Origin of the sequence: Paracoccus marinus (genome assembly GCF_007018965.1) — a bacterium.
Lineage (GTDB): Bacteria > Pseudomonadota > Alphaproteobacteria > Rhodobacterales > Rhodobacteraceae > Paracoccus > Paracoccus marinus.
Window position 1 is genome coordinate 170212 of record NZ_VJYZ01000010.1, and the last position, 17000, is coordinate 187211.

Annotated in this window: 27 protein-coding genes and 1 pseudogene; 27 read left to right on the forward strand and 1 reads right to left on the reverse strand. The window is 65.8% G+C overall.

Features of this window, described 5'->3' with window-relative positions; translation table 11 throughout:
* The first annotated feature begins 111 nt into the window (after positions 1 to 111).
* From rplB to rplQ, 24 genes and pseudogenes are all read left to right on the forward strand, one after another.
* Positions 112 to 948, forward strand: coding sequence for a 50S ribosomal protein L2 (gene rplB / locus FNF32_RS06540; RefSeq protein WP_131673284.1), 837 nt, complete (start codon positions 112 to 114; stop codon positions 946 to 948).
* A gap of 3 nt (positions 949 to 951) precedes the next feature.
* The gene (gene rpsS / locus FNF32_RS06545; RefSeq protein WP_131673285.1) at positions 952 to 1230 is read left to right on the forward strand and encodes a 30S ribosomal protein S19; all 279 of its coding nucleotides are present in this window, start codon (positions 952 to 954) and stop codon (positions 1228 to 1230) included.
* Between the two features lie 5 nt (positions 1231 to 1235).
* Positions 1236 to 1604 (forward strand): annotated as a pseudogene (rplV, locus tag FNF32_RS06550) (50S ribosomal protein L22); the annotation flags it as partial.
* 113 nt (positions 1605 to 1717) lie between these two features.
* The gene (gene rpsC, locus FNF32_RS06555; protein ID WP_131673287.1) at positions 1718 to 2434 is read left to right on the forward strand and encodes a 30S ribosomal protein S3; all 717 of its coding nucleotides are present in this window, start codon (positions 1718 to 1720) and stop codon (positions 2432 to 2434) included.
* 12 nt (positions 2435 to 2446) lie between these two features.
* A complete protein-coding gene (gene rplP, locus FNF32_RS06560) occupies positions 2447 to 2860 on the forward strand; it encodes a 50S ribosomal protein L16 (RefSeq protein ID WP_131673288.1) in 414 nt (137 codons plus the stop codon).
* A gap of 585 nt (positions 2861 to 3445) precedes the next feature.
* Positions 3446 to 3652 (forward strand): 50S ribosomal protein L29, encoded by a 207-nt coding sequence (gene rpmC / locus FNF32_RS06565; RefSeq protein WP_131673290.1) that lies wholly within the window; start codon positions 3446 to 3448, stop codon positions 3650 to 3652.
* 12 nt (positions 3653 to 3664) lie between these two features.
* Positions 3665 to 3916 carry a 30S ribosomal protein S17 gene (rpsQ, locus tag FNF32_RS06570; RefSeq protein WP_131673291.1) on the forward strand — a complete coding sequence of 84 codons (252 nt, stop codon included), beginning with the start codon at positions 3665 to 3667 and terminating at the stop codon, positions 3914 to 3916.
* Positions 3917 to 3986: 70 nt separating this feature from the next.
* Positions 3987 to 4355 (forward strand): 50S ribosomal protein L14, encoded by a 369-nt coding sequence (rplN, locus tag FNF32_RS06575; protein WP_131673292.1) that lies wholly within the window; start codon positions 3987 to 3989, stop codon positions 4353 to 4355.
* Positions 4355 to 4660, forward strand: coding sequence for a 50S ribosomal protein L24 (gene rplX, locus FNF32_RS06580; RefSeq protein WP_131673293.1), 306 nt, complete (start codon positions 4355 to 4357; stop codon positions 4658 to 4660). Before rplN ends, rplX begins: the two co-directional genes overlap by 1 nt.
* Positions 4660 to 5220 (forward strand): 50S ribosomal protein L5, encoded by a 561-nt coding sequence (gene rplE / locus FNF32_RS06585; protein WP_131673294.1) that lies wholly within the window; start codon positions 4660 to 4662, stop codon positions 5218 to 5220. Before rplX ends, rplE begins: the two co-directional genes overlap by 1 nt.
* Positions 5221 to 5239: 19 nt before the next feature.
* The gene (gene rpsN / locus FNF32_RS06590) at positions 5240 to 5545 is read left to right on the forward strand and encodes a 30S ribosomal protein S14 (RefSeq protein ID WP_131673295.1); all 306 of its coding nucleotides are present in this window, start codon (positions 5240 to 5242) and stop codon (positions 5543 to 5545) included.
* 11 nt (positions 5546 to 5556) lie between these two features.
* The gene (rpsH, locus tag FNF32_RS06595) at positions 5557 to 5955 is read left to right on the forward strand and encodes a 30S ribosomal protein S8 (RefSeq protein ID WP_143796537.1); all 399 of its coding nucleotides are present in this window, start codon (positions 5557 to 5559) and stop codon (positions 5953 to 5955) included.
* Positions 5956 to 5965: 10 nt separating this feature from the next.
* Complete coding sequence (rplF, locus tag FNF32_RS06600; protein ID WP_131673297.1) at positions 5966 to 6499, forward strand: 50S ribosomal protein L6; 534 nt, start codon at positions 5966 to 5968, stop codon at positions 6497 to 6499.
* Between the two features lie 11 nt (positions 6500 to 6510).
* Positions 6511 to 6870: a 50S ribosomal protein L18 gene (gene rplR, locus FNF32_RS06605; RefSeq protein ID WP_131673298.1), complete on the forward strand. Its 360-nt coding sequence runs from the start codon at positions 6511 to 6513 to the stop codon at positions 6868 to 6870.
* A gap of 117 nt (positions 6871 to 6987) precedes the next feature.
* Positions 6988 to 7602 (forward strand): 30S ribosomal protein S5, encoded by a 615-nt coding sequence (gene rpsE, locus FNF32_RS06610; protein WP_131673299.1) that lies wholly within the window; start codon positions 6988 to 6990, stop codon positions 7600 to 7602.
* A 3-nt stretch (positions 7603 to 7605) separates the two neighbouring features.
* On the forward strand, positions 7606 to 7791 hold the full coding sequence (gene rpmD / locus FNF32_RS06615) for a 50S ribosomal protein L30 (protein ID WP_131673300.1): 186 nt from the start codon (positions 7606 to 7608) through the stop codon (positions 7789 to 7791).
* Between the two features lie 115 nt (positions 7792 to 7906).
* The gene (locus FNF32_RS06620) at positions 7907 to 8314 is read left to right on the forward strand and encodes an alcohol dehydrogenase catalytic domain-containing protein (RefSeq protein ID WP_131673301.1); all 408 of its coding nucleotides are present in this window, start codon (positions 7907 to 7909) and stop codon (positions 8312 to 8314) included.
* 164 nt (positions 8315 to 8478) lie between these two features.
* Positions 8479 to 8982 (forward strand): 50S ribosomal protein L15, encoded by a 504-nt coding sequence (gene rplO, locus FNF32_RS06625; protein WP_131673302.1) that lies wholly within the window; start codon positions 8479 to 8481, stop codon positions 8980 to 8982.
* Positions 8983 to 9111: 129 nt separating this feature from the next.
* Positions 9112 to 10482: a preprotein translocase subunit SecY gene (gene secY / locus FNF32_RS06630; protein WP_131673303.1), complete on the forward strand. Its 1371-nt coding sequence runs from the start codon at positions 9112 to 9114 to the stop codon at positions 10480 to 10482.
* Positions 10483 to 10552: 70 nt separating this feature from the next.
* Positions 10553 to 11290 carry an adenylate kinase gene (locus tag FNF32_RS06635; protein ID WP_131673304.1) on the forward strand — a complete coding sequence of 246 codons (738 nt, stop codon included), beginning with the start codon at positions 10553 to 10555 and terminating at the stop codon, positions 11288 to 11290.
* Between the two features lie 107 nt (positions 11291 to 11397).
* Positions 11398 to 11766, forward strand: a complete 369-nt coding sequence (gene rpsM / locus FNF32_RS06640) for a 30S ribosomal protein S13 (RefSeq protein WP_131673305.1) — start codon at positions 11398 to 11400, stop codon at positions 11764 to 11766.
* Between the two features lie 15 nt (positions 11767 to 11781).
* On the forward strand, positions 11782 to 12171 hold the full coding sequence (gene rpsK, locus FNF32_RS06645) for a 30S ribosomal protein S11 (RefSeq protein WP_131673306.1): 390 nt from the start codon (positions 11782 to 11784) through the stop codon (positions 12169 to 12171).
* Between the two features lie 118 nt (positions 12172 to 12289).
* Positions 12290 to 13306 (forward strand): DNA-directed RNA polymerase subunit alpha, encoded by a 1017-nt coding sequence (locus tag FNF32_RS06650; RefSeq protein WP_131673307.1) that lies wholly within the window; start codon positions 12290 to 12292, stop codon positions 13304 to 13306.
* A gap of 136 nt (positions 13307 to 13442) precedes the next feature.
* The gene (gene rplQ, locus FNF32_RS06655) at positions 13443 to 13871 is read left to right on the forward strand and encodes a 50S ribosomal protein L17 (RefSeq protein WP_131673308.1); all 429 of its coding nucleotides are present in this window, start codon (positions 13443 to 13445) and stop codon (positions 13869 to 13871) included.
* 168 nt (positions 13872 to 14039) lie between these two features.
* On the opposite strand, the gene FNF32_RS15285 is transcribed toward rplQ, so the two are convergent.
* A complete protein-coding gene (locus tag FNF32_RS15285; RefSeq protein WP_185961873.1) occupies positions 14040 to 14207 on the reverse strand; it encodes a hypothetical protein in 168 nt (55 codons plus the stop codon).
* A gap of 98 nt (positions 14208 to 14305) precedes the next feature.
* On the opposite strand from FNF32_RS15285, the gene FNF32_RS06660 reads away from it, so the two are divergent.
* From FNF32_RS06660 to FNF32_RS06670, 3 genes are all read left to right on the forward strand, one after another.
* Positions 14306 to 14917, forward strand: coding sequence for an autoinducer binding domain-containing protein (locus tag FNF32_RS06660; protein ID WP_131673309.1), 612 nt, complete (start codon positions 14306 to 14308; stop codon positions 14915 to 14917).
* A 64-nt stretch (positions 14918 to 14981) separates the two neighbouring features.
* Entirely contained in the window at positions 14982 to 15572 is a 591-nt protein-coding gene (locus FNF32_RS06665) for an acyl-homoserine-lactone synthase (protein ID WP_131673310.1), read from the forward strand.
* A gap of 59 nt (positions 15573 to 15631) precedes the next feature.
* Positions 15632 to 16996 (forward strand): replication-associated recombination protein A, encoded by a 1365-nt coding sequence (locus FNF32_RS06670; RefSeq protein WP_131673311.1) that lies wholly within the window; start codon positions 15632 to 15634, stop codon positions 16994 to 16996.
* The last annotated feature ends 4 nt before the right edge of the window (positions 16997 to 17000 follow it).

Consider the following 17000-nt stretch of genomic DNA (forward strand, 5'->3'; position numbering starts at 1 on the left):
ACCGACCGCGCGGCCCTGCCTAGCCGGGGCCGCGCGGCTTTCGACTGAAACGGACCTTCCGGTCCGCGACTGAAACGGACCTTTGGTCCAAGGCAACGGAAGACAGAAAGCATGGCACTCAAGTCGTATAAACCGACGACGCCTGGCCAGCGTGGGCTGGTTCTGATCGACCGTTCGGAGCTTTGGAAAGGCCGCCCCGTGAAGACCCTGACCGAGGGTCTGACCAAGACGGGTGGCCGGAACAACACCGGACGCGTCACGATGTGGCACAAGGGCGGCGGGGCGAAACGGCTCTACCGCGTCGTCGACTTCAAGCGTCGCAAGTTCGACGTGTCCGCGACCGTGGAACGGATCGAATACGACCCGAACCGCACCGCGTTCATCGCCCTGATCCGCTACGAGGACGGCGAGCAGGCGTACATCATCGCCCCGCAGCGCCTCGCGATCGGCGACAAGGTCGTGGCCGCGGCCCGCGCCGACATCAAGCCGGGCAACGCGATGCCGTTTTCCGGCATGCCGATCGGCACGATCGTTCACAACGTCGAGCTGAAGCCCGGCAAGGGCGGCCAGATCGCGCGCTCGGCCGGCACCTACGCCCAGTTCGTCGGCCGTGACGGCGGCTACGCGCAGATCCGCCTGTCCTCGGGCGAGCTGCGTCTGGTGCGCCAGGAATGCATGGCGACGATCGGTGCGGTGTCGAACGCCGACCACTCGAACCAGAACCTCGGCAAGGCCGGCCGCAAGCGGCACATGGGCGTCCGCCCGACCGTCCGCGGCGTCGCGATGAACCCGATCGACCACCCGCACGGCGGTGGTGAAGGCCGCACCTCGGGCGGGCGTCACCCGGTGACCCCGTGGGGCAAGCCCACCAAGGGCAAGAAGACCCGCAGCAACAAGTCGACCGACAAGTACATCCTGCGGTCGCGTCACGCGAAGAAGGGGCGCTGATCCATGGCACGTTCTATCTGGAAGGGGCCGTTCGTCGACGCCTATGTCCTTCGCAAGGCCGAAAAGGCCCGCGAATCCGGCAAGTCGGACGTCATCAAGATCTGGTCGCGTCGTTCGACCATCCTGCCGCAGTTCGTCGGCCTGACCTTCGCCGTCTACAACGGGCACAAGCACATCCCCGTTGCCGTCAGCGAAGAGATGATCGGCCAGAAGTTCGGTGAATACTCGCCGACCCGGACCTATTATGGTCACGCGGCCGACAAGAAAGCGAAGAGGAAGTAATCCCCATGGGTAAGGAAAACAATCCGCGCCGCGTGGCGGAGAACGAGGCGTTCGCCAAGACCAAGATGCTGCGCACCTCGCCGCAGAAGCTGAACCTGGTCGCCGCCATGATCCGCGGCAAGAAGGTGGACAAGGCGCTGGCCGACCTCACCTTCTCGAAGCGCCGGATCGCGGGCGACGTCAAGAAGTGCCTGCAGTCGGCCATCGCCAACGCCGAGAACAACCACAACCTGGACGTCGACAACCTGGTCGTCGCCGAGGCGTGGGTCGGCAAGAACATGGTCCTCAAGCGCGGCCGTCCGCGTGCGCGGGGCCGGTTCGGCAAGATCATGAAGCCGTTCTCGGAAATCACCATCAAGGTGCGGGAGGTCGATCTGGCCGCCGCCGAAGCCGCCAAGAAGGCCGCGAAGCTGCAGAAGCGCACCGCGTCCAGCCGGCAGGCCGAAGCCACCGCCACCCCTGAAGCCGCCGTCGAGGAGCACGCGTAATGGGACAGAAGGTCAACCCCATCGGGATGCGCCTCCAGGTCAACCGCACCTGGGACAGCCGGTGGTATGCAGACGACAAGGACTACGGCAAGCTGCTGCTCGAGGATCTCAAGATCCGCGAGTTCATCCACGATGACGCCAAGCAGGCCGGCATCAGCCGCGTGATCATCGAACGCCCGCACAAGAAGGCGCGCGTCACGATCCACGCCGCTCGTCCCGGCGTGATCATCGGCAAGAAAGGCGCCGATATCGAAACCCTGCGCGGCAAGCTCGCAAAGTTCACCGATAGCGAGCTGCACCTCAACATCGTCGAAGTCCGCAAGCCGGAACTCGACGCCCAGCTGGTGGCGGAATCGATCGCCCAGCAGCTGGAACGCCGGGTCTCGTTCCGCCGCGCGATGAAACGCTCGGTCCAGAACGCGATGCGGATGGGTGCGCTGGGGATCCGGGTCAACGTCGCCGGCCGTCTGGGCGGCGCCGAGATCGCGCGGACGGAATGGTACCGCGAGGGCCGGGTGCCGCTGCACACGCTGCGGGCGGACATCGACTATGCGCTGTCGGAAGCCACCACCCCTTACGGGATCATCGGCGTGAAGGTCTGGATCTTCAAGGGCGAGATCATGGAACACGACCCGCAGGCCCACGAGCGCCGCGCCGCCTCGGCGCAGGAAGGCCCGGCCTCGCGTGGTCCGCGCCGCGACCGCGACGCGCGCTAAGGAGACAGGGAAATGCTGCAACCGAAACGGACCAAGTTCCGCAAACAGCACAAGGGCCGCATCCACGGCGAGGCGAAGGGCGGGTTCAACCTGAACTTCGGCTCGTTCGCCCTGAAGGCAACCGAGCCGGAGCGGGTCACCGCCCGCCAGATCGAGGCGGCCCGCCGCGCGATCACCCGGCACATGAAGCGCCAGGGCCGCGTCTGGATCCGGATCTTCCCGGACGTCCCGGTCTCGTCCAAGCCGACCGAGGTGCGGATGGGCAAGGGCAAGGGCTCGATCGACTTCTGGGCGGCCCGGGTCCACCCCGGCCGGATCATGTTCGAGATCGACGGCGTCAGCGACGACATCGCCCGCGAGGCGCTCCGCCTCGGCGCGATGAAGCTGCCGGTGCTGACCCGGATCGTGCATCGGGAAGACTGGTAAGGTCTTACGCGAAGTCATTCTACGCAAAGCCCCGCCGGAAACGGCGGGGCTTTTTGCATTGGAACTGGTATGCGGGACGAAGCTACCGTTCATTGTTCTCAGTGTGAAATGCTACTCGTACCTATCCAGAAGTCTCTGACCCGCGTCGGTCCAGCTTGCGAAGCGCACCCCGCCATGCAGCCAAGTCACGAGTCCATGTTCGGCCAATACCTCCAAAGCGAGTTCACCTGAGCTCATAGCCAGGTTGTCTAGTGCGCCTTCATCGCGTCCCAAGTACTGCTCGGCCATCCAAGCCAAGGCCCTGAGTGCCTTCTGCTCCGCGCTCTCTCCCTGGAAGGTCTTCCGCTCGGCACCTGCCGCGATCCGCTCATGGGCGTCACCTGTCATCCCGGTTAGTCATGGATTAACCATACCACGCCAGCGACTGACGGCTATGGACTCAAGGTGGACTAAAGTCTTCTTGCTTCTTTCCCCTTGCCACGTTGGCTGAAACCCCGTATGAGCCACGCTTCATCTCGAACTCCACCGGGAATCAGGGTGGCCCAGGTTTCTGGGGCCCTCCGGTGATGTTGAAAGGAAAACGGCATGAAAGCCGCTGAACTGAACGACAAGACGCCGGAACAGCTGCGCGAGCAGCTGGTGGCGCTGAAGAAGGAAGCGTTCAACCTGCGCTTCCAGCAGGCGACCGGCCAGCTTGAATCGACCGCCCGCATGCGCGCCGTGCGTCGCGACGTGGCCCGCGTCAAGACCGTCATGAACCAGAAGGCCGCGTCCGCGGCCGCGACGAACTGAGGAGCTTGACCCATGCCGAAACGCATCCTGCAAGGCAAGGTGACCAGCGACAAGAACGAGCAGACCATCACGGTTCTCGTCGAGCGCCGCTTCAAGCATCCGCTGCTGCACAAGACCGTCCGTTCGTCCAAGAAGTACCGGGCGCACGACGCACAGAACCAGTTCAAGGTCGGGGACACCGTCCGCATCGTCGAATGCGCGCCGATTTCCAAGACCAAGCGCTGGACCGTCCTGTCCGACGAGGCGCAGGCCGTTCAGGCCTGAACCGCACCAAGACTGATCGAAACCCTGGGGCCGGACCTGCATCCGGTCCCCAAAGGTCGGGAGAAACCGAATGATCCAGATGCAGACCAATCTGGATGTTGCTGACAACTCCGGCGCTCGCCGGGTGCAGTGCATCAAGGTTCTGGGTGGCTCGCACCGTCGCTATGCGTCGGTCGGCGACATCATCGTCGTTTCCGTCAAGGAAGCCATCCCGCGCGGCCGCGTGAAGAAAGGCGACGTCCGCAAGGCCGTCGTCGTGCGCACCGCCAAGGAAGTGTCGCGCGAAGATGGCACGTCCATCCGCTTCGACCGCAACGCCGCCGTCATCCTGAACAACCAGGGCGAGCCGGTCGGGACCCGTATCTTCGGGCCGGTCGTCCGCGAACTGCGCGCGAAGAACTTCATGAAGATCATCTCGCTTGCGCCGGAGGTGCTGTGATGGCTGCCAAGCTCAAGAAGGGTGATACCGTCGTCGTGCTCGCGGGCAAGGACAAGGGCAAGACCGGCGAGATCACGCAGGTCATGCCCAAGGACAACAAGGCCGTGGTCGATGGCGTGAACATCGCGCTGCGTCACACCCGCCAGTCGCAGACCAGCCAGGGCGGCCGCGTTCCCAAGAACATGCCGATCGACCTGTCGAACCTTGCGCTGCTGGACAAGAACGGCAAGGCAACCCGCGTCGGCTTCCGCATGGAAGGCGACCAGAAGGTGCGCTTCGCCAAGACCACGGGAGACGTGATCTGATGCTCGACCAAGCAAGCTACACCCCGCGTCTGAAGGCCGAGTTCCGCGACCGCGTCCGCGCGGCGATGAAGGAAGAGTTCGGCTACAAGAACGACATGCAGATCCCGCGCCTGGACAAGATCGTCCTGAACATGGGCGTCGGCGAAGCGGTCAAGGACACCAAGAAGGTCAAGCAGGCCGCCGAGGAACTGTCCCTGATCGCCGGTCAGAAAGCCGTCATCACCCACGCCAAGAAGTCGATCGCCGGCTTCCGCGTCCGGGAAGAGATGCCGCTGGGCACCAAGGTGACCCTGCGCGGCGACCGGATGTACGAATTCCTGGACCGCCTGATCAACATCGCGCTGCCCCGCGTCCGCGACTTCCGCGGCGTCAAGGGCACGTCCTTCGACGGCCGCGGCAACTACGCCATGGGCCTGAAGGAACAGATCGTGTTCCCGGAGATCGAGTTCGACAAGGTCGACGAGGTTCTGGGGATGGACATCATCATCGCGACCACGGCCAAGACCGATGCCGAGGCGAAGGCGCTGTTGAAGCACTTCAACATGCCCTTCAACAGCTGATCGCGCGAGGAATCTGATAATGGCTAAGAAATCCATGATCGAACGTCAGAAGAAGCGCGAGCGGATGGTGGCGAAGTTCGCCTCCAAGCGCGCGGCTCTGAACGAAATCATCAACGACCAGGAACGCCCGATGGAAGAGCGGTTCAAGGCGACGCTGTCGCTTGCCGAACTGCCGCGCAATTCGTCGGCGACGCGCCTGAACAATCGCTGCGAGCTGACCGGGCGTCCGCGCGCGTATTACCGCAAGCTGCGCCTGTCGCGGATCATGCTGCGCGAGCTCGGCTCGCAGGGCCAGATCCCCGGCATGGTCAAGTCGAGCTGGTAAGGGGGTAACAGATGTCGATGAACGATCCGCTCGGCGATATGCTGACCCGCATCCGCAACGCGCAGATGCGCGGCAAGTCCACGGTCCGCTCGCCCTCGTCCAAGCTTCGCGGCTGGGTCCTGGACGTGCTGAAGGCCGAGGGCTACATCCGCGGCTACGAACAGGTGACGACCGACGCCGGTCACACCGAGCTTGAAATCAGCCTGAAATACTTCGACGGCACCCCCGTGATCCGCGAGCTTGCCCGCGTGTCCAAGCCGGGTCGTCGGGTCTATGCAGGCGCCAGGGAAATCCCGTCGGTCCGTAACGGCCTCGGCGTTTCCATCGTCTCCACGCCCAAGGGCGTGATGTCGGACGCAGCGGCTCGCAACGCCAACGTTGGCGGCGAAGTCCTCTGCACCGTGTTCTAAGGAGGGCAGGATGTCTCGGATTGGTAAGAAGCCGGTCGAACTGCCCAAGGGCGTCACGGCCGAAGTGAAGGGTCAGACCGTCGAGGTGAAGGGGCCGAAGGGCACCCGTTCGTTCACCGCGACGGACGATGTCACCCTGTCGCTGGACGAAGGCAAGGTCACCGTCACCCCCCGCGGCTCGTCCAAGCGCGCGCGCCAGCAGTGGGGCATGACCCGCTCGATGGTGGAAAACCTGGCCACCGGCGTCAGCACCGGCTTCCGCAAGGAGCTGGAGATCCAGGGCGTGGGCTACCGTGCGAACATGCAGGGCAAGGTCCTGAAGCTGGCGCTTGGCTACAGCCACGACGTCAACTTCGAGGCGCCCGAGGGCGTGACGATCACCGCTCCCAAGCAGACGGAGATCGTGGTGGAAGGGATCGACCAGCAGCTGGTCGGCCAGGTCGCCGCGAACATCCGCGAGTGGCGCAAGCCCGAGCCTTACAAGGGCAAGGGCATCCGCTACAAGGGTGAGCAAGTCTTCCGCAAGGAAGGCAAGAAGAAGTAAGGATCACGCAAATGGCACTGAACAAACGAGAGCTGTTCCAGAAGCGCCGTCTGCGCGTCCGGAACAAACTGCGGGCGATGTCCAACGGCCGTCCCCGCCTGTCCGTCCACCGTTCGTCCAAGAACATCAGCGCGCAGCTGATCGACGACGCGAACGGGATCACGCTGGCTTCGGCCAGCACGCTGGAAAAGGACCTGGGCTTCGTCGGCAAGAACAACGTCGACGCAGCGGCGAAGATCGGCTCGGCGCTGGCCGAGCGGGCCCGCGCCAAGGGTGTCGAAGAGGTCGTGTTCGACCGCGGCGGCTTCCTGTTCCACGGCAAGATCAAGGCCCTGGCCGACGCCGCGCGCGAAGGTGGCCTGAAGTTCTGATGACTGCGGGTGGCGTTCGCGCCACCCCGATGATCCGGGGGCACGGCCCGTCGCAGGGCGGCCCACCTGGATCGGCACCAACGGCGCCGCCCGTGCGCCAGACATAAGGAATGCCGCATGGCAGAACGTGAACAACGCCGGGACCGTCGCGACGGTCGCCGTGAAGAGCGTGAAGAAACCCCGGAATTCGCCGACCGCCTGGTCGCGATCAACCGGGTGTCCAAGACGGTGAAGGGCGGCAAGCGCTTCGGCTTTGCGGCGCTCGTCGTCGTGGGCGACCAGCGCGGCCGCGTCGGCTTCGGCAAGGGCAAGGCCAAGGAAGTGCCGGAAGCGATTCGCAAAGCGACCGAACAGGCCAAGCGCGGCCTGATCCGCGTGCCGCTGCGCGACGGCCGGACGCTGCACCACGACATCGAGGGCCGTCACGGCGCCGGCAAGGTCGTGATGCGGACCGCCGTCCCGGGGACCGGCATCATCGCCGGTGGTCCGATGCGCGCCGTGTTCGAGATGCTGGGCGTCCAGGACGTCGTCGCCAAGTCGATGGGGTCGCAGAACCCCTACAACATGATCCGCGCCACCATCGACGGTCTCAAGGCGGAAGCCTCGCCCCGTTCGGTCGCGCAGCGTCGCGGCAAGAAGGTCGCCGACATCATGCCGTCGCACGATCGCGCGCCGGAAGCCCAGACGGGCACCGATGCGACGGTGACGTCGGCCGAAGTGCAGGAGGCCTGATCCATGGGTACCATCGTCGTCAAGCAGATCGGCTCGCCGATCCGCCGCCCCAAGGAACAGCGCGCGACGCTCGCGGGTCTGGGCCTGAACAAGATGAACCGCACGCGCGAGCTGGAAGACACGCCCGCCGTCCGCGGCATGGTCGCGAAGATCCCGCACCTCGCGGTGATCGTCGAGGTCAGGAACTGATCCCGGTCGCCTGACCCGGACGTTCCGCAAGGAAACATCGAACGCCCCGGCTCGCCGGGGCGTTTCGCTTTTCAGGTGCCGCCGATCCGGGCGGACCGGAAGGAAGGGACATCCCATGCGCGCCGTCGTCCACGAACAGTTCGGCGATCCCGCCGATGTCCTGCAACTCTCCGACCGCCCCGACCCGCAGCCCGGCCCGGGGCAGGTGCGGCTGAAGGTCACGCTGACCCCCATCCACAACCACGACCTGTCCACCGTGCGCGGGCAGTACGGCTATCGGCCCGACCTGCCCGCGATCGGCGGGTCCGAGGCGGTGGGCCTCATCGAGGCGGTGGGCGAGGGGGTGGATACCGGCATGATCGGCCGCCGTGTCGCCGCGGCGGGGATCCATGGATCTTGGGCCGAGTATGTGCTTGCCTCTGCCAAAGGGCTGGTGCCGGTGCCCGACGGCGTCCCCGACGAAAGCGCCGCCCAGATGGTGGCCATGCCGTTCAGCGCGATCAAGGTGCTGTTCCGGCCCTGACCGGCCGCGCGGGCGCGTTGTCACGCGCCTGACGCACACTTGACGCGCGGGCGCCGGTTCTGTACCGACCCGCGGGTGGCTTCGCGCCACGACTCACGAACAACGCATGCCGTGTCCGCCCCATCATCGCTTCGGGGGATGTGTCCGGCGATTGGAGAAGCGACATGAAACTGAACGAACTGCGCGACAACGACGGCGCGACCCGCAAGAAGAAGCGCGTCGCGCGCGGCCCGGGTTCGGGCAAGGGCAAGACCGCCGGCCGCGGCATCAAGGGCCAGACCTCGCGGTCGGGCGTGGCGCTGAACGGCTATGAAGGCGGCCAGATGCCGCTGTACCGCCGCCTGCCCAAGCGCGGCTTCACCAAGCCGAACGCGCTGAAGTTCGCGGTCGTCAACCTGGGCCAGCTGCAGTCCATGATCGACGCAGGCAAGCTGACCGCCGGCGCTGACCTGACCGAGGACGCGCTGATCGAGGCCGGCGCCACCAAGCGCAAGCTGGACGGCATCCGGGTGCTGGCCAAGGGCGAGCTGACCTCGGCGCTGAACCTGACCGTCGCGGGCGCGTCCAGGACCGCCGTCGAGGCGATCGAGCGCGCGGGCGGCAAGATCACGTTGACCCGCCCGGTGCGCGAGCGCGCGGAAACCGGCGCCGAAGTCTCGGCCGAATAACCTGTTGAAGGCGTGCCTGCGCGCCAATAGATAGAAGTCGAGTTTCCAAGCGCCGCCGACCGGGAACCGGGCCGGCGGCGCTGACATGACAGCCGACGCGCTGCGTCGGTCCGCATTCACGAGGGCAGCATGGCGTCAGCCGCAGAACAGATGGCCGCCAACCTCAGCTGGGGACAGCTGGGCAAGGCGACCGAACTTCGGAACCGCATCTGGTTCACGATCGGCCTTCTGATCATCTATCGGCTTGGGACCTACATCCCCGTTCCCGGCATCGACGGCGGCGCGCTGCGCAACTTCATGGAACAGGCGCAGTCGGGGATCGGCGGCATCCTGTCGATGTTCACCGGCGGCGCGCTGGGGCGGATGGGCGTGTTCGCGCTGGGGATCATGCCCTACATTTCGGCCTCGATCATCGTCCAGCTGCTGGCGGCGATGGTGCCTTCGCTGGAGCAACTGAAGAAAGAGGGCGAGCAGGGCCGCAAGAAGATCAACCAGTACACCCGCTACGCGACGGTGGCGCTGGCGTTCTTTCAGGCCTACGGCCTTGCCGCCAGCCTCGAGGCGGGGAACCTTGCCCATGATCCGGGGCTGTTCTTCCGCGTGGGCGTGGTCATCACGCTGGTCGGCGGCACCATGTTCCTGATGTGGGTGGGCGAGCAGATCACCTCGCGCGGGATCGGCAACGGCATCAGCCTTATCATCTACGTCGGCATCCTGGCCGAGATCCCGGCCCATATCGCGCAGTTCCTGGCGCAGGGGCGGTCGGGCGCGATCTCGACCCCCGTGGTGCTGGGGATCATCCTGCTGGTCGTCGTCGTGATGGCGTTCGTGGTGTTCATGGAACGCGCCCTCCGCAAGATCAGGATCCAGTACCCGCGCCGCCAGGTCGGGATGAAGGTCTATGACGGCCAGTCCTCGCACCTGCCGATCAAGGTCAACCCGGCGGGCGTGATCCCGGCGATCTTCGCCAGTTCGCTGCTGCTGCTGCCGACCACGATCGCGACCTTCTCGGGCGGCCAGACCAGCCCGGTGATGTCCACGATCCTCGCCTATTTCGGGCCGGGACAGCCGCTGTATCTGCTGTTCCTGACGGCGATGATCGTGTTCTTCAGCTACTTCTACACGCAGAACGTGGCCTTCAAGTCGGACGACGTGGCCGACAACCTCAAGAACCAGGGCGGCTTCATCCCGGGCATCCGCCCCGGCAAGCGGACCGAGGAATACCTCGACTATGTGGTGAACCGGGTGCTGGTGCTGGGGTCGATGTATCTGGCGGCGGTCTGTCTGTTGCCCGAGGTGATCCGGGGTCAGTTCTCGGTGCCGTTCTATTTCGGCGGTACCTCGGTCCTCATCATCGTCTCGGTCACGATGGACACGATCAACCAGGTCCAGAGCCATCTGCTGGCGCACCAGTACGAGGGCCTGATCGAGAAATCGCAGCTTCGCGGCCGGCGCAAGCCCGGCGCGCCGAAGCCGCGCAAGGCACCCGCGCGGCGCTGACCGCCGCGCAAGGCATCCGCCCGGCGTATTTCGCCGCGCGGCCATTCTGATCCGAAGGGGGGACGACACGGTGGCGACGAACATCATCCTGCTGGGGCCGCCCGGCGCCGGCAAAGGCACGCAGGCGCACCGGCTGGTCAACGATCGGGGGCTCGTCCAGCTGTCCACCGGCGACATGCTGCGCGAGGCGCGGACCTCGGGCACCGAGATGGGGCGCGTGGTCGCCGACGTGATGGACCGCGGCCACCTGGTCACGGACGAGATCGTGATCGGCCTGATCCGCGAGAAGCTGGAAGGCGGCGCGGGCGCGGGTTTCATCTTCGACGGTTTCCCGCGCACGCTGCAGCAGGCTGACGCGCTTGAGGATCTGCTGTCCGGCATGGGTCAAAGGATCAACGCCGTGATCGAGATGCAGGTTGACGACGCAGCGCTGGTGGACCGCATCAGCGGCCGCTTCACCTGCGGCAGCTGCGGCGAGGTCTATCACGACCTGACCCGCCCGACCGAACGCGCCGGGGTCTGCGACGTCTGCGGGTCAAGCGACCTGCGCCGCCGTGCCGACGACAACGCCGAAAGCCTGAAGACGCGGCTGCTGGAATATTACAAGAAGACGTCGCCGCTGATCGGTTATTACTATGCCAAGGGAAAGCTGCGCCCGGTGAACGGTCTTGCCGCCGTGGCGGACGTCGCGGCGCAGATCGCGGGGTATCTGCCGGCGGTTGGCGGAGCCGACGGACAGGACGGCGACCGCACCCGTGAAGCGTTGACAGCGGGTGACAGTTCCACTACGGCACAGTCTCTCGTTTGAGAATCGGCCGATGGGCTGATCGAATCGGGCCCGAAGGCACGCCTTCGGGTCTTTGGTTGTGAAAAAAGGTTCCGGCACGACGGAACCGCAACGATAAGGAAAAACGCGTGGCTCGTATTGCTGGCGTCAACATTCCGACTGGGAAACGTGTTCCCATCGCACTGACCTACATTCACGGCATCGGCTCGATGTATGCCGACCAGATCGTCCAGGCCGTGGGGATCGACCCCGCGCGCCGCGTGAACGACCTGTCGGACGCCGAGGTTCTGGCGATCCGCGAATACATCGACGCGAACCTGACCGTCGAGGGCGACCTGCGCCGCGAAAACCAGATGAACATCAAGCGCCTGATGGACCTGGGTTCGTATCGCGGCCTGCGCCACCGTCGCGGCCTTCCCGTGCGCGGCCAGCGCACCCACACCAACGCCCGCACCCGCAAGGGCCCGGCGAAGCCCATCGCCGGCAAGAAGAAGTAAGGAGGGTTCGGGACAATGGCACGCGACAAGACGCGCATGAAGCGCAAGGAACGCAAGAACATCGCCACGGGCGTGGCGCATGTGAACAGCTCGTTCAACAACACCAAGATCCTGATCTCGGACGTGCAGGGCAACGCGATCTCGTGGTCGTCGGCCGGCACCATGGGCTTCAAGGGTTCGCGCAAATCGACCCCTTACGCCGCCCAGATGGCCGCCGAAGATGCCGGCAAGAAGGCGCAGGAACACGGCGTCCGCACGCTTGAAGTCGAGGTGCAGGGCCCCGGTTCGGGCCGCGAGTCGGCGCTGCGCGCGCTGGCCGCCGTCGGCTTCAACATCACCGCGATCCGCGACGTGACCCCGATCGCGCATAACGGCGTTCGCCCGCCCAAGCGCCGGCGCGTCTGACCCGACGACACTTTCGCCGGCCCGCGTCATTTCCGGCGCGGGCCGGTCGTTCGCATTTTACCTCGGGCGTTCGCGGCGGCTTGGACATGGCGCCGGGAACTGGAATGGAGGCAATCGCATGATCCACAAGAACTGGGCCGAACTCATCAAGCCGCAGCAGCTTGACATCCGTTCCGGCGCCGACGCGTCGCGGGTGGCCACGGTCGTCGCCGAACCGCTGGAACGCGGCTTCGGGCTGACGCTGGGCAACGCGCTGCGCCGCGTGCTGATGTCGTCGCTGCAGGGCGGCGCGATCACCAGCGTGCAGATCGACAACGTGCTGCACGAGTTTTCGTCGGTCGCCGGCGTCCGCGAGGACGTGACCGACATCGTCCTGAACCTCAAGGGCGTGACGCTGAAGATGGACGTGGACGGGACCAAGCGCCTGACCCTGTCGGCCCAAGGGCCGGGCGAGGTCAAGGCCGGTCAGATCCAGGAAACCGCCGGCATCACGATCCTGAACCGCGACCACGTCATCTGCCACCTCGACGAGGGCGCGGACCTGCACATGGAACTGACCGTCGCGAACGGCAAGGGCTACGTCGCCGCCGACCGCAACCGTCCCGAGGACGCGCCGATCGGCCTGATCCCGATCGACGCCATCTTCTCGCCGGTCAAGCGCGTCAGCTACGAAGTCACGCCCACCCGCGAGGGGCAGGTGCTGGACTATGACAAGCTGACGATGAAGGTGGAAACCGACGGCAGCCTGTCGCCTGAGGACGCGGTGGCCTATGCCGCGCGCATCCTGCAGGACCAGTTGGCCGTGTTCGTCAACTTCGACGAGCCGGAATCGGCCGTCCGCGGCGACAGCGACGAGGGGCTGGAGTTCGACCCCCGCCTGCTGAAGAAGGTGGACGAGCTGGAGCTTTCGGTCCGTTCGGCCAACTGCCTCAAGAACGACAACATCGTCTATATCGGCGACCTGATCCAGAAGACCGAGGCAGAGATGCTGCGGACCCCGAACTTCGGCCGCAAGTCGCTGAACGAGATCAAGGAAGTGCTGTCGGGCATGGGCCTGCACTTGGGCATGGACGTCCAGGACTGGCCGCCCGAGAACATCGAGGACCTCGCCAAGCGGTTCGACGACCAGTTCTGATGGAATTCGCGGGGCGGCGACGCTGCCCCGCGGTTTACCGGGCCAACAGCCCGACACGACCGGGCACCTGCCCCAAGGAGAGCGGCCGAAACGCATCGCCGCCGGACAAAGCAAAACACGACGATAGGAGATCACCATGCGTCACGCCCGCGGCTACCGCCGCCTGAACCGTACCCACGAACACCGCAAGGCCCTGTTTGCGAACATGGCCGGCAGCCTGATCGAGCACGAGCAGATCAAGACCACCTTGCCGAAAGCCAAGGAACTGCGTCCGATCATCGAAAAGCTGATCACGCTGGCCAAGCGCGGCGACCTGCACGCCCGCCGCCAAGCGGCCTCGCAGCTGAAGCAGGACGCGTATGTCGCGAAACTGTTCGAGATCCTCGGCCCGCGCTACGCCGAGCGCCAGGGCGGCTACGTCCGCGTCCTGAAGGCCGGTTTCCGCTACGGCGACATGGCGCCGATGGCGATCATCGAGTTCGTGGACCGCGACACCTCGGCCAAGGGTGCGGCCGACCGCGCCCGTGTCGAAGCCGAATTCGAAATGGACGACGCCGAAGCCTGATCGGAAATAAACGGGGGTCGGGCGCGCGAGTTCCCGCCTGCCGGATGGCCGTACTCGAATCGGCAATTAACCGGCGATGAAATGCGAAACCCCCGCCGTGAAAAGCGGGGGTTTTCGATGTGCGGCTAATGTGTTGACTGTCGTTCCTGCCGGACTGCGTCACTTGTTTCAGTCCCGCACGGGCCGGGACCGCCGCCGGGGCGGTTCTGATTGCAGGCGGGCGACCAGCCTGCGCGCCACCTCGGCCGCTTCGTCGTGGGTCAGGGCGCCCGAATCACGCATCGCCAGCAGCGCGTCAAGCTCGCGCTGCGCGAGCGGAAAAACGTCATCGCTCAAAGAATCAGCGCGTGGCACTTTAACACCGGACCAGGAACATACACCTACTGCGAGAGTTTTCACGTTGACGAAAGCTTTGGCAATTTGTCTAAAAGGCCATGTCACAACGTTCTGATATAAACGCGGCGATGGCACGCCTGCGGAAGATAGCCCCGGCGGGCTACTTCCTTGCGCTGCACATCCGGTTTGCCGCCCCCCTGATGCAGTTTCAGACCTATCCGGTCGCCTGGACCGACAGGTACGCGCAGAACGCCTATGCGCTGCGCGACCCCACGATCGCGTGGGGCTTTTCCACCACGGGCTCATGCCGCTGGTCTTCGCTGCCGGTGCCCGACCCGTTCGGCATCTGCAAGGACGCCGCCGCCCACGGCCTGACCTACGGGCTGACGGTGTCGTGCGGCCCGATCGGTTCGCGGACCATTTGCAGCTTCGCGCACGACAAGCGCGAATTCACGGATGACGAGGTCGAATCGATCTTGGACACGGTACGACGGCTTCACGAGATCACCGAGCCGCCGGAGAGCCTGACGAAGGCTCAGCAAGAAGCCCTCCGGTGCATCGCGGAGGGTGACCGTCATGCAGCGGCGGCTGCGAAGTTGGGTATCACGGAAAGCGCCTTCAAGGCCCGTCTGATCGCGGCGCGCGAGCGGCTTATGGCGCGCACGACCGCCGAGGCGTTGCAACGTGCCAAGGAGTACCGCTTGCTGTAGCGATGGCGCCCTGACCGCGCCGCTCCCGGGGGGGAAACCCTTTCAAACCCCCAGGAGACTTCCCATGCAGACCACCACTCTTTCTTTCAGCAACCTTCACGTTCACGGCGAACTGTTTGCGAACCTGTTCCGCGCCCGGCGCGAAAGCTTCATCGTCCAGAAGAACTGGGACCTTCCGCAAGCGGACGGGATGGAGTTCGATCAGTACGACACCCCGCAAAGCCGCTGGATCGCGGTGCACGACGCGGGCGACGTTCTGGGCGGCTTCCGCCTGACGCCCACCACCGCGCGCTGCGGTGTCTATTCCTACATGATCCGCGACGCGCAGAACGGCATTCTCGGCGGGTCGATCCCGCGCGACCTGCTGTTCGAGGATGCGCCCGTGGACCCCACCGTGTGGGAATGCACCCGCGTCTTCGTGAACCACGCGACGCCGCAGGCGATCCGTCGCAAGGTCCATTTCAGCATGGTCGACGCGATGACGGCGTCGGCGCGTGAGGTGGGTGCCTCGCGGCTGATCGCGCTGACCGGCGCGACGTGGCCGCGCTGGTACGGGCGCTGCGGGCTGGAAGCGACCGCGATCGGCCGGGTCATGTGGATCGACGACGGCGACTTCCAGTGCGTGTCGATCAACCTCGCGAGCAAGCTGCACTGACAGCCATGTTCAGCGGGGGGATACCAAGCGACTGGCGGGCAGCGTAACATCTGCCCGCCATGGCCGATCTTTTCGACACACCGCCCGGCGCTGCATTTCCCGGCGCCGCATCGCCCGGCGCCGCGTTGCCGGACCGTTCGTCCGCGCGGGCGGCGCCGCGACCGCTTGCCGACCGGATCCGGCCCGCGTCCCTGTCCGAGGTCATCGGCCAGGACCGGGTGCTCGGGCCCGACGCGCCGCTGGGCGCGATGCTGGCCGCGGGCAGCCTTGGCTCGCTGATCCTCTGGGGCCCGCCCGGCGTCGGCAAAACGACCATCGCCCGGCTTCTGGCGCATGAAACCGACCGCAGCTTCGTCCAGATCTCGGCGATCTTTTCCGGCGTGGCGGACCTGCGAAAGGTGTTCGACAGCGCCCGGCTGCGGCGCGAACAGGGGGACGGGCAGGGGACGCTGCTGTTCGTCGATGAAATCCACCGCTTCAACAAGGCGCAGCAGGACAGCTTTCTGCCGTTCATGGAGGACGGGACCATCCTTCTGGTCGGCGCCACGACCGAGAACCCGTCCTTCGAACTGAACGCGGCGCTTCTGTCGCGCGCGCAGGTGGTCGTGCTTGAGCGGCTGAACCTGACCCATCTGGAACTGCTGGCGCAGCGGGCCGAACGCGAGATGGCGCGGGCGTTGCCCCTGACCGGCGAGGCGCGGGACGCGCTATTGGAGATGGCCGACGGCGACGGCCGCGCCGCGCTGAACCTGATCGAGCAGGTGATGGCGTGGAAGGTCGATGCACCGCTCGGCCCTGACGAGCTGGCCCGGCGCCTGATGAAACGCGCGGCCAAGTACGACAAGGCGGGGGATGAGCATTACAACCTGATCTCCGCGCTGCACAAATCGGTCCGCGGGTCGGACCCCGACGCCGCGATCTACTGGCTGGCGCGGATGCTGGAAGGGGGCGAGGACCCGCGCTATCTCGCCCGCCGCATCACCCGGATGGCGATCGAGGATATCGGCCTTGCCGATCCCGCCGCGCAGCGCCAGTGCCTGGACGCGTGGGCGCTGTACGAACGGCTGGGCTCGCCCGAGGGGGAGCTCGCGCTGGGGCAGGCGGTGATCTATCTCGCGCTCGCGCCCAAGTCGAACGCGGGCTACGTCGCCTACAAGGGCGCGCGGGCCGAGGCGCGGCGCACCGGCAGCCTGATGCCGCCCGCCCACATCCTGAACGCGCCGACCGCGCTGATGAAGGATCAGGGCTACGGGGCGGGCTATGCCTACGACCACGACGCCGAGGACGGGTTTTCGGGGCAGAACTACTTTCCCGACGGGATCAGGCGCCCGGTCCTGTATCAGCCGGTCGAGCGCGGGTTCGAGCGCGAGCTGAAGAAGCGGCTGGACTGGTTCGTCAGCCAGCGCGCGAAGCGCGGCGGTTGACTTT

Excerpts from the sequence above, each read along its gene's own strand:
- rplB (WP_131673284.1), top strand. The coding sequence starts at position 112 with ATGGCACTCAAGTCGTATAAACCGACGACGCCTGGCCAGCGTGGGCTG.
- rpsS (WP_131673285.1), top strand. The coding sequence starts at position 952 with ATGGCACGTTCTATCTGGAAGGGGCCGTTCGTCGACGCCTATGTCCTT.
- rpsC (WP_131673287.1), top strand. The coding sequence starts at position 1,718 with ATGGGACAGAAGGTCAACCCCATCGGGATGCGCCTCCAGGTCAACCGC.
- rplP (WP_131673288.1), top strand. The coding sequence starts at position 2,447 with ATGCTGCAACCGAAACGGACCAAGTTCCGCAAACAGCACAAGGGCCGC.
- rpmC (WP_131673290.1), top strand. The coding sequence starts at position 3,446 with ATGAAAGCCGCTGAACTGAACGACAAGACGCCGGAACAGCTGCGCGAG.
- rpsQ (WP_131673291.1), top strand. The coding sequence starts at position 3,665 with ATGCCGAAACGCATCCTGCAAGGCAAGGTGACCAGCGACAAGAACGAG.
- rplN (WP_131673292.1), top strand. The coding sequence starts at position 3,987 with ATGATCCAGATGCAGACCAATCTGGATGTTGCTGACAACTCCGGCGCT.
- rplX (WP_131673293.1), top strand. The coding sequence starts at position 4,355 with ATGGCTGCCAAGCTCAAGAAGGGTGATACCGTCGTCGTGCTCGCGGGC.
- rplE (WP_131673294.1), top strand. The coding sequence starts at position 4,660 with ATGCTCGACCAAGCAAGCTACACCCCGCGTCTGAAGGCCGAGTTCCGC.
- rpsN (WP_131673295.1), top strand. The coding sequence starts at position 5,240 with ATGGCTAAGAAATCCATGATCGAACGTCAGAAGAAGCGCGAGCGGATG.
- rpsH (WP_143796537.1), top strand. The coding sequence starts at position 5,557 with ATGTCGATGAACGATCCGCTCGGCGATATGCTGACCCGCATCCGCAAC.
- rplF (WP_131673297.1), top strand. The coding sequence starts at position 5,966 with ATGTCTCGGATTGGTAAGAAGCCGGTCGAACTGCCCAAGGGCGTCACG.
- rplR (WP_131673298.1), top strand. The coding sequence starts at position 6,511 with ATGGCACTGAACAAACGAGAGCTGTTCCAGAAGCGCCGTCTGCGCGTC.
- rpsE (WP_131673299.1), top strand. The coding sequence starts at position 6,988 with ATGGCAGAACGTGAACAACGCCGGGACCGTCGCGACGGTCGCCGTGAA.
- rpmD (WP_131673300.1), top strand. The coding sequence starts at position 7,606 with ATGGGTACCATCGTCGTCAAGCAGATCGGCTCGCCGATCCGCCGCCCC.
- FNF32_RS06620 (WP_131673301.1), top strand. The coding sequence starts at position 7,907 with ATGCGCGCCGTCGTCCACGAACAGTTCGGCGATCCCGCCGATGTCCTG.
- rplO (WP_131673302.1), top strand. The coding sequence starts at position 8,479 with ATGAAACTGAACGAACTGCGCGACAACGACGGCGCGACCCGCAAGAAG.
- secY (WP_131673303.1), top strand. The coding sequence starts at position 9,112 with ATGGCGTCAGCCGCAGAACAGATGGCCGCCAACCTCAGCTGGGGACAG.
- rpsK (WP_131673306.1), top strand. The coding sequence starts at position 11,782 with ATGGCACGCGACAAGACGCGCATGAAGCGCAAGGAACGCAAGAACATC.
- FNF32_RS06650 (WP_131673307.1), top strand. The coding sequence starts at position 12,290 with ATGATCCACAAGAACTGGGCCGAACTCATCAAGCCGCAGCAGCTTGAC.
- rplQ (WP_131673308.1), top strand. The coding sequence starts at position 13,443 with ATGCGTCACGCCCGCGGCTACCGCCGCCTGAACCGTACCCACGAACAC.
- FNF32_RS06660 (WP_131673309.1), top strand. The coding sequence starts at position 14,306 with ATGTCACAACGTTCTGATATAAACGCGGCGATGGCACGCCTGCGGAAG.
- FNF32_RS06665 (WP_131673310.1), top strand. The coding sequence starts at position 14,982 with ATGCAGACCACCACTCTTTCTTTCAGCAACCTTCACGTTCACGGCGAA.
- FNF32_RS06670 (WP_131673311.1), top strand. The coding sequence starts at position 15,632 with ATGGCCGATCTTTTCGACACACCGCCCGGCGCTGCATTTCCCGGCGCC.